We start from the raw sequence: 10,447 nt of genomic DNA, 5'->3' as shown, positions 1-10,447 counted from the left end.
CCATGCGCCTCCACCACATCCACCTCAGAGACCGACAACCCCGCACCCGCCAACGCCTGCCGGATCACCCGCTGCTGCGACGGACCATTCGGCGCGGTGAGCTGGCTGCTGCGACCGTCCTGGTTCACCGCGCTGCCACGTAACACGGCCAGGATCCGGTGGCCGTTGCGGCGGGCGTCCGAGAGGCGTTCGAGTGCCAGCAGCCCGACGCCTTCGGCCCAGGCGGTGCCGTCCGCCGCCCGGGCGAACGCCTTGATCCTGGCGTCGGGTGACAGCCCGCGCTGGCGGGAGAACTCGATGAACATCCCGGGCGCGGCGAGGACCGTGGCACCTCCGGCGAGTGCGAAGGAGCACTCGCCGAGCCGGAGCGCCTGAGCGGCGAGATGCAGGGCGACGAGTGAGGACGAGCACGCCGTGTCGACCGTGACCGCGGGCCCCTCGAACCCGAACGTGTAGGCGATCCGGCCCGACGCCACGCTGGTGGTGTTACCGGTGAGGACGTAGCCGTCGGTGTTGTACGCCGGCCGATGGTGAAGGCTGGGGCCGTATTCCTGGGCGATGGCGCCGACGAACACGCCGGTGTCGCTGCCACGCAGGGCGAGTGGGTCGACGGCGACGTCCTCCAGCGCCTCCCAGGCGGTCTCCAGGAGCAGCCGCTGCTGCGGATCGGTCGCCAGCGCCTCGCGCGGCGAGATCCCGAAGAACTCCGCGTCGAACTCGGCGGCGTCGTACAGGAATCCGCCCTCGCGTACGTAGGACGTGCCGCTGCGGTCCGGGTCGGGGTGGTAGAGGCCGCCGAGATCCCAGCCGCGGTCGGTGGGGAAGGGCCCGATCACGTCCTGCTCCGCGGTGACCAGTCGCCACAGGTCCTCCGGCGAGGTGACCCCGCCAGGGAAGCGGCAGGCCATTCCCACGATCGCGACCGGCTCCCTGCCGGCGGACTCGACCTCGTGCAGGCGCCGCCGGGTCTGCTGGAGCTGCAGGGTCACCCGGTTGAGATAGGTACGGAGCTTCTCTTCATCAGCCATGGGAGGGGTGCCCTTCACGAGAGGCGAAGTTCGTTGTCGATGAGCTCGAAGATCTCGTCGTTCGTGGCCGCGTCGATGCGCCCGAGATCGTCTTCCGGAGCGGGTCTCGGCCCACCCCACCTGGTCAGCAGGTCGTTCAGCCGGACCAGGACCCGCTCTCGCGTGCCGGAGTCGATGGCCCCGCCGGCGAGGGCCGCCTCGATTCGGTCCAGCTCGGACTCCGGGCCGGGCGTCTCGGGCGTCTCAGCCGGGACAAGCCGGGTCCGCAGGTACGCGGCGAGCGCGACCGGCGTGGGATGGTCGAAGACGAGGGTGGTGGGCAGTCGCAGCCCGGTGGCCTTGTCGAGCTGGTTGCGGAGCTCGATGCTGCTGAGCGAGTCGAACTCGGCGTCGAGGAACCCCCGGTCGGGGGCGATGGTCTCGGGGTCCGGGTGGCCGAGCACGGCGGCCGCGGTGGACCGTACGAGTGCCAGGAGCCTGCGCAGTCGGTCGGTCTCCGGCCGGCCGGCCAGTTCCTCGGCGAGGGAGGCCGTCCCCGCCGCCGGTACGGCGATCCGCCGGGGCCGTTTCCGGGCCAGTCCTCGCAGCAGCGGGGAACCGGTCGCCTCGGGGGCCAGCCTGGCCGTCACCACGACCGGGTCCGGCATGGCCAGCGCGGCGTCGAACAGGGCGAGCGCGTACCCGGTCGGCATGGCGGGCAGGCCCGCGCGGGCCAGCCGGGCCAGGTCCGCCCGGCTGAGGTCGCGGGTCATGCCGCTGCTCTCCGCCCAGTGCCCCCAGGCGAGTGACGTGGCCGGCAGGCCGTGCGCGCGGCGGTGGTGGGCGAGGGCGTCGAGGAAGGCGTTCGCGGCGGCGTAGCCGGCCTGGCCCGCGTTGCCCAGGATGCCCGCCGCGGAGGAGAACAACACGAAGGCGGACAGGTCGAGATCGCGGGTCAGCTCGTGCAGGTACCAGGCGGCGTCGGCCTTGGGCCGGAGCACTCCGCCTACCTGGTCGGCGGTGAGCGAGCCGAGGACCCCGTCGTCGAGCGTGCCGGCGGCGTGCACGACGGCTGTCAGCGGGTGTCCCGCCGGTACGGAGGCGATCAGCGCGGCCAGGCCGGTGCGATCGGCGACGTCGACCGCGGCGATCCGCACCTCGGCGCCCAGCGCGGTGAGTTCCGCGTGCAGTCGCGCGGCGCCCGGCGCGTCCGGGCCGCCGCGTCCGGCGAGCAGCAGGTGGCGGACCCCGTGCCTGGTGACCAGATGGCGCGCGGTGCGGACGCCCAGCGTTCCGGTGCCGCCGGTGACGAGGACGGTGCCCGCCGGGTCGAGGCGAGCGGGCAGGGTCACGGCCAGCTTGCCGGTGTGCCGTGCCTGGCTGAGATGGCGCAGGGCGTGGTGGGCGTGCCGGGCGTCCCAGGCGGTGACCGGCAGGGGCGAGATGGCGCCGCTGTCGAACAGGTCGGCGAGCACGTCGAGGATCTCGGCGATCCGGCCGGGGTCCACCTCGAACAGGTCGAACGCCTCGTAGGTGACGCCCGGGTGGGCCGCCGCGACCTGGACGGGGTCGCGCTGGTCGGTCTTGCCCAGCTCGACGAACCGGCCGCCGTCCGCCAGCAGTCGCAGGGACGCGTCGGTGAACTCGTGGGCGAGGGAGTTGAGAACGACGTCGACGGCGGGAAACGCGGTCTCGAAGTCGAGGGTGCGGGTGGAGGCGATGTGGCCGTCGTCAAGTCCCTGTTCGCGCAGGGTGCCCCACTTGGCAGGCGCGGCGGTGCCGTACACGTCGACCTCCCAGTGCCGGGCGAGCTGGACGGCGGCCATGCCGACGCCGCCGGTGGCCGCGTGGACGAGCAGCCGCTCGCCGGGGCGGATGCCCGCCAGGTCGGCGAGGCCGTGGTAGGCGGTGAGGAAGGCCACCGGCACGGTGGCGGCCTGCGCGAACGACCATCCGGCGGGGATCCGCGTCAGGTAGCGCCGGTCGGTGACCGCGAGGGGGCCGACGGTACCCTGGACCAGGCCCATGACGCGGTCGCCGGGCAGCAGACCGGTCACACCGGGCCCGGTCTCCACGACGACGCCCGCGCCCTCGGCGCCGATCCTGGCGTCGCCGGGATACATGCCGAGAGCGATGAGCACGTCGCGGAAGTTGAGCCCGGCGGCCCTGAGCGCGACCCTGACCTCTCCCGCTGCCAGCGGGCGCTCCGCCTCGGGAGCGGGCAGCGGCGCGAGGTCGGCCAGCGTGCCCGAGCCGGTGGCGTCCAGCCGCCAGGCCTCGTCGGGAAGGTCGAGGGCGTCGTCCGCCGCCGGCCGGGCGAGCCGGGGGACGAGGATCTCGCCGCGGCGCACCGCGAGCTGGCTCTCACCCGTGGCCAGTGCCGCCGCGATGGCCGCTCGTGACCCGGGGTGCGAGTCGAGGTCGAGCAGGACGACGCGGCCGGGGAACTCGGTCTGTGCCGTGCGGACCAGTCCCCAGAGCCCGGCGTGCGCGAGATCCTCGACGTCCTCCCCCGGATGGACGGCGACGGCGCGCCGGGTGACGACGGCCACCCGGGTGGCCGCGAACCGCTCGTCCAGCAGCGTCTCGCGCAGCAGGTCCAGCGTGGTGACCGTGCCGGCGTGCAGCGCCTGCGGCAGCACCGGGTCCGGCGCCGCGCCGCCGCCGGTCGCGGAGATGAGCAGGAGATCAGGAACGGCCGCCCGTGGCGCCTCCAGGTCGGCGGCCATCGGCACGTCGGGTATGTCGAGGCCGGCTCCGACCACCGTCCAGCGGGCCGGCATCGGCGTCCGGGCGGCGGGTACGGGCACCCAGTCCAGCCGGTAGGGCATCGCGTGGCTCGACGTACGGGGGGCGCCGAGCCCCCCGGGGGCGACGGGCCGGAACGTGAGGGACTCGACGGAGACGACGGGCGCGCCGGTGGCGTCGGTGGCGGTGATCCCGACCGTGTCGGGGCCGGTCGGTGTGATCCGCACGCGCAGCACGGTCGCGCCCGACGCCTCCAGCGACACCCCGTTCCACGAGAACGGCAGGCGGATGCCCCGCTCGTCGGCTACGAGGGCGATCCCGACGACCGCGTGCAGGGCGGCGTCGAGCAGGGCCGGGTGCATGCCGTACCCGGCGGCCTCGGCGAGGTGCTCGTCCGGCAGCCGCACCTCTGCCAGGATGTCGTCGCCCAGCCGCCACGCTCCCACCAGCCCGCGGAAGGCGGGGCCGTACTCGTATCCCTGGTCGGCGAGCCGCTCGTACAGGCCCTCCAGATCGACGGGGACCGCTCCCCGCGGCGGCCAGGCGCCGGCCTCCTCCTGCCTGGGCGCGGGGGTGGCGGCGGTCAGGGCACCGGTGGCGTGGCGGGTCCAGCTCTCCGACGGGCCGGTCCTGGAGTGGACGGCGAGCGGGCGGCGGCCGGAACCGTCGTCGGCGCCGGTGAACAGCTGCACCCAGACCTCGCCGCGCTCCGGGATCACCAGGGGTGCCTGCAGTGCCAGCTCGTCGAGGCGCAGCCCCCCGTGCCGGTCCGCGGCGTGCAGGGCCAGCTCGACGAACGCCGTGCCGGGGAGCAGCATGCCGCCGGAGACCACGTGGTCGGCCAGCCAGGGCTGGGTGCGTGGCGAGAGGCGTCCGGTCAGCAGCGAGCCCTCGCCGCCCGCCAGGTCGGCCACCGCGTCCAGCAGCGGGTGCCCGGCCGTCTCCAGCCCCGCGGCGGCCGTGCCGGAGACGGCCGGGGAGGTGTCCAGCCAGAACCGGCGGCGCTGGAAGGCGTAGGTGGGCAGGTCGACCAGCTTCGCGTCGCGGCCGTGCAGAGCCGCCCGCCAGTCGACGTTCACGCCGTGGACGTGCAGGTGGGCCAGGGCCGTACCGAACGTCTGGGCTTGCGGGCGGTCGGGGCGGGACGCGGCGGCCAGGGTGCGCGGCGGAGTTCCCGCGAGGCAGTCGTGGGCCAGGGCGGTCAGGACCGCGTCGGGACCGAGTTCGAGGTAGTCGCTCACGCCGAGGTCGCGCAGGGTCGCGATGCCGTCGCGGAACCGGACGGCATGCCGGATGTGCCGGACCCAGTAGCCGGGGTCGCGTAGCTCGTCGGCCGCGGCCAGGCGGCCGGTGAGGTTGGAGATCACCGGAATGCGCGGCGCGGCGAGGTCCAGACTCGCCGCGATGCGCCGGAAGTCGTCGAGCACCGCGTCCATGTGCGGCGAGTGGAAGGCATGGCTGACCTGGAGCCGCCTGGCCCTGCGGCCCTCCCCGCGCCGGCGCGACACGATCTCCCCCACCACGGCCTCGTCTCCGGAGACGACCACGGAGTCGGGACCGTTGACCGCCGCGATGTCCACCTCGCCGCGGTGGTCCGCCAGGAGCGCCCGGATCTCCTGCTCCGTTCCCTGCAGTGCCGCCATCGCGCCGGTGGCCTCGACCGCCTGCATGAGCCTGCCCCTGCCGGCGACGAGGGTCGCGGCGTCGGACAGTGACAGGACACCCGCGACGTGGGCGGCGGCGAGCTCGCCGACGGAGTGGCCGATGAGGTAGTCGGGGCGCAGACCGAAGGACTCGGCCAGCCGGTAGAGCGCGACCTCGAAGGCGAAGAGAGCGGGCTGGGTGTACGCGGTCGTGTCCAGCAGCGCGGCGCCGGCACTGTCCGGTTCGGCGAACATGACGTCGAGGATCGGGCGGTCGAGGTGGCCGTCCAGGTGCGCGGCGGCGGCGCCGAGGGCGTCGGCGAACACCGGGAAGGCCGCAGCGAGTTCTCGTCCCATGCCGGGACGTTGGCTGCCCTGGCCGGTGAACATGAAGGCGAGCCCGCCCGGTCTGGCGGCGGTGCCGCGCACGACGGCCGGGGTGACTCCACCGGCGGCGAGGGAGTCCAGCGCCTCCAGGAACTCCTCTCGGCCGGTGGCGAGCACGACGGCGCGGTGATCCAGGGCGGCGCGGGCCACCGACAGGGTGAACCCGACGTCGGATACGCCGAGTGCGGGATCGGCCGCCACTCGCGCCCGCAACCGTGCGGCCTGCTCGCGCAGCGCGTCCTCGGACTTCGCCGAGAGGATCCACGGGGTGAGGCCGGGCTCGTCGGTACGCTCGGACGTCCCGGTCTCCTCTGGCGCCTGTTCCAGCACGAGGTGGGCGTTGGTGCCGCTGATACCGAAGGAGGAGACGGCGGCCCGGCGGGGGCGACCGGTCCGTGGCCACGCGGTGGCCTCGGTCAGCAGTGAGACGGCGCCCGCCGTCCAGTCGACGTGCGTGGACGGCCGGTCGATGTGCAGGGTCGGCGGCAGGGTCGCGTGCTGGAGGGCCTGGACCATCGCGATGACGCCGGTGACGCCCGCGGCTGCCTGGGTGTGGCCGATGTGCGACTTCGACGAGCCGAGCAGCAGCGGGCTGCCCTCGCGGTCGCGTCCGTAGGTCGCCAGCAGTGCCCGTGCCTCGATCGGATCACCCAGCGTGGTCCCCGTCCCGTGCGCCTCGACGGCGTCGACGTCGGCGGGCGACAGTCCCGCGCCGGCGAGGGCCTCGCGGATGACCCGCTCCTGCGAGGGGCCGTTGGGAGCGGTGAGCCCGTTGCTGGCGCCGTCCTGGTTGACCGCGCTGCCACGGACGACGGCGAGCACCCGGTGCCCACGGCGCCGGGCGGCCGACAACGGTTCCAGCAGGACGAGTCCGGTCGCCTCCGACCACGCGGTGCCGTCCGCCGCGGCCGCGAACGGCTTGCACCTGCCGTCGGGCGCGAGCCCGCCCTGGCGGCTGAACTCGGTGAACATGCCCGGCGTGGACATCACCGTGACCCCACCGGCGACGGCCAGCTCGCACTCGCCGGCGCGGAGCGCCTGGATCGCCAGGTGCATGGCCACCAGGGAGGACGAGCAGGCGGTGTCGACGGTGATCGCCGGGCCTTCCAGCCCCAGTGTGTAGGCGAGCCTGCCGGAGGCGACACTGCTCAGGGTGCCGGTGAGGGCATGCCCCTCGTAGCCCTGCGACGTCTCGTGCAGGCGCGGGCCGTATTCCTGCGGGATCACGCCGACGAACACTCCGGTACGGCTGCCGCCCTGACTGGAGGGGTCGATCCCGGCCCGCTCGTAGAGCTCCCATGACGTTTCGAGCAGCAGTCGCTGCTGGGGGTCCATCGCCGCGGCCTCGCGCGGGCTCAGTCCGAAGAAGGCGGCGTCGAACCGGTCGGCGTCGTGCAGGAAGCCGCCTTCCCGGGTGACGGAGGTGCCCGGCCCGTCCGCGGCCAGGAGCCGCTCCACGTCCCAGCCCCGGTTGTCGGGAAAACCGCCGATCGCGTCCCTGCCGGACAGCAGCAGCCGCCACAGCTCCTCGGGCGTCCCGGCTCCGCCGGGCCAGCGGCCGCTCATCGCCACGATCGCGATCGGCTCGCCTTCCACCGGCCTCGCCGACGCGGGGGCTTCCCGGCCCGGGACGGCACCGGCGACCTCGTCGCGCAGGTAGGCGGCGACGGCCTGCGGCGTCGGGCGGTCGTAGACGAGTGTGGCGGGCAGGCGCAGCCCGGTCGCCGCGGCCAGCCGGTCACGGAACTCGACCCCCGCCGCCGAGTCGAAGCCGAGGTCCCTGAACGTGAGATCCTCGCCGACCGCGTCCCCCGCCGGGTGGCCGAGCACGATCGCCGCGCTTGTCCGGACCAGGTCCAGGACCGCGCGGTCCCGCTCCTGATCACCGAGCCCCTCGATCCGTGCGGCAAGTGCCGAGGCCGGGACGTCCCCTGCCGCCGGGGCCTCCTCGGCGTCCTTGAGGATCTCAGGGCGCGTGGCGGGCGCGGACGAGGTGTCGATCCACAGACGCCGGCGCTGGAAGGCGTAGGTGGGCAGGTCGACCGGCACCGCCCCGGCGCCGATGACATCCGGCCAGCGTACGGTTCCGCCGTCCACGTGGAGCTGGGCGAGAGCGGTGAGGAACTGCCGCAGGCCGCCCTGGCCGCGCCGGAGCGTACCGATCGCCAGGACGTCGTCGGCACTCACCCGGACGCCCTCGGTGAGGATCGGGTGCGGGCTGCTCTCCACGAACGCGCGGTGCCCGTCGGCGACGGCGGCCTTGACCGCCTGTTCCAGCTCCACGCTCTGGCGCAGGTTGCGGTACCAGTAGTCGGCGCTGAGAGCGGCGCTGTCGAGCCGGCCACCGGTGACGGTGGAGTAGAAGGCGACGGCCGAGCTTTGGGGCCGGATCCCGGCCAGCGCGTCGAGGAGGCGCCCGCGCACCGGCTCGACCTGGGGCGAGTGGGAGGCGTAGTCGACGGGGATCTCGCGGACCCGGACGCCCTCGTCGCGGTATCCGGCGAGGAGTTCGGCGAGCGCCTCGGCGTCACCGGAGACCACGGTGGAGGCGGGACCGTTGACCGCCGCGACGCCGAGCCGGTCGCTCCAGCGAGCCAGCCGTTCGCGTACCTCGCCCGCACCGAGCGCGACGGAGGCCATCGCACCGGTGCCCGCGATGGTGGCGATGGCCTGGCTTCGCAGGGCGACGATCGCGGCGGCGTCGTCGAGCGAGAGGGCACCGGCGAGGTGAGCGGCGGCGATCTCCCCCTGGGAGTGGCCGATGACGGCGTCGGGGCGGACGCCGGCCGACTCCCACAGCCGCGCGAGCGAGACCATGACCGCGAAAAGAGCGGGCTGTACGACGTCCACCCGCTCCGGCGGGGGCGCGCCGGGGCGGCCGGTGAGCAGATCGGTCAGCGACCAGTCGAGGTACGGTGCGAGCGCGTCCGCGCACGCCCGAAGGTGCCGGGCGAACACCGGCGAGGTGCGCGACAGGTCCGCGGCCATGCCCTCCCACTGGGATCCCTGCCCGGGGAAGACGAACACCGTGCCGCCGGCCGTCCGGCTCACGCCCCGTACGAGGCAGGCCGCCTGGTCTCCCCCGGCGAGTGCCCGCAGGCCGTCGAGGGCCTCGGCGCGCTCTCCGACGAGCACCGCCCGGTGCCTGAACACCGTCCGGGTCGTGGCGAGTGACAGCGCGACGCCGGCCGGATCGAAGGAGTCACGTGCGGTGAGGGAGGCGTGCAGCCGGGCCGCCTGACCGCGCAGCGCCGCCTCGCTCGCCCCCGACAGCGTCCACGCGATCACCTCGGCCTCGGGAACCGGATCGATACCTGCCTGGGCGGGCGGTGGTTCGGCGAGCACGATGTGGCAGTTGGTGCCGCCCATGCCGAACGAGCTGACCCCGGCGACGAGCGGCCGCTCCTGCCGTGGCCAGGGGCCGGTGCCCGACTGCACGCGCAGGTTGAGCCGGTCGAAGGGGATGTCGGGGTTCGGCGTCTCGAAGTTGAGACTGGCCGGGATCCGCCGGTGCCCGATGCTCAGCGCCACCTTCAGCAGGCCGACGATTCCCGACGCGCCCTCCAGATGCCCGACGTTCGTCTTGGCCGATCCGACCACGAGCGCGTCCTGGGAAGCACGTCCCGCACCCAGCGCGGCGCCGAGCGCCGCGGCCTCGATCGGGTCTCCGACCCTGGTTCCGGTGCCGTGGAGTTCGACGTACTGGACCGCATCGGGTGCCACTCCGGCGCGCTCGGTGGCCAGCCGGATCACCTCGGCCTGCGCGTCCGGGTTCGGCACGGTGAGGCCACCGGTGGGGTCGGTGGCGTGGCCGTCGTTGTTGACGGCGCTGCCGCGGATCACACAGTGGATCCGGTCTCCGTCGGCGACGGCCCGGGCCAGCGGCTTGAGGACGACGACGCCTCCTCCCTCGCCGCGCACGTAGCCGTTCGCACGGGCGTCGAAGGTGAAGCAGCGCCCGTCGGGTGACAGGCCGCCGAACTTCTCGGCGGCGATGGTGGCGTCCACGACGATGTTCAGGTTCACACCCGCCGCGATCGCGAGGGTGGACTCACCCGCGCGCAGGCTCGTCGCGGCGAGGTGGACCGCGACCAGGGACGACGACTGCGCGGAGTCGACGGTCAGGCTGGGGCCGCGGAGCCCCAGCGCGTAGGAGACCCGGTTGGCGATGAGGCCGCGGTTGAGGCCGGTCATCGTGTGGCGGGTGATGGCGTCCGTCCCCTGCCGGTGCTGCAGGGCGGCGTAGTCGGAGGCGATGGCGCCGACGAAGACGCCGGTGGAGGTGGTCGCGAGGTCGGCGGGCAGGATCCGGGCGTCCTCGAGTGCCTCCCAGGCCAGCTCCAGGACGAGGCGCTGCTGCGGATCCATCGCGGCCGCCTCACGTGGGGAGATCGCGAAGAACTCGGGGTCGAACCGGTCGACGTCGTCGAGGAACCCGCCGAAGCGGGGAATCGGGCCGGCCTCACCCCAGCGGCCGGCGGGCGCCTCCGTGATCGCGGAGCGTCCCTGGAGCAGCAGGTCCCAGAACGCGCCGGGATCGGGCGCGTGCGGCAGCCGGCACGCCATTCCGACGATGGCGATCGCGTCGGTCGGCTCGATTCCCCATTCGTTTGACGTCGAATGGCCGAGACTCATCTTCGCTCCATATCGTGAACCGGCAAG

At 74.1% G+C, this 10,447-nt stretch carries 2 protein-coding genes; both read right to left on the bottom strand.

Annotation, left to right across the window (positions count from 1 at the left end):
- A partial coding sequence (locus tag ABZU75_RS31135) for a beta-ketoacyl synthase N-terminal-like domain-containing protein (RefSeq protein ID WP_355561873.1) occupies window positions 1–1,028 on the bottom strand: 1,028 nt, incomplete at its 3' end.
- 14 nt (window positions 1,029–1,042) lie between these two features.
- Window positions 1,043–10,420, bottom strand: a complete 9,378-nt coding sequence (locus ABZU75_RS31130; RefSeq protein WP_355561870.1) for an SDR family NAD(P)-dependent oxidoreductase — start codon at window positions 10,418–10,420, stop codon at window positions 1,043–1,045.
- Window positions 10,421–10,447 lie beyond the last annotated feature (27 nt).

Source organism: Streptosporangium sp. NPDC005286, from assembly GCF_040607515.1.
Lineage (GTDB): Bacteria > Actinomycetota > Actinomycetes > Streptosporangiales > Streptosporangiaceae > Streptosporangium.
Note: the sequence above shows the minus strand (reverse complement) of the source record. Positions and strands in the feature narration are given on the sequence as shown.

What these genes read in the sequence shown, in the direction of transcription:
- ABZU75_RS31130 (WP_355561870.1), bottom strand. Translation starts at nt 10,420, where the DNA reads ATGAGTCTCGGCCATTCGACGTCAAACGAATGGGGAATCGAGCCGACC.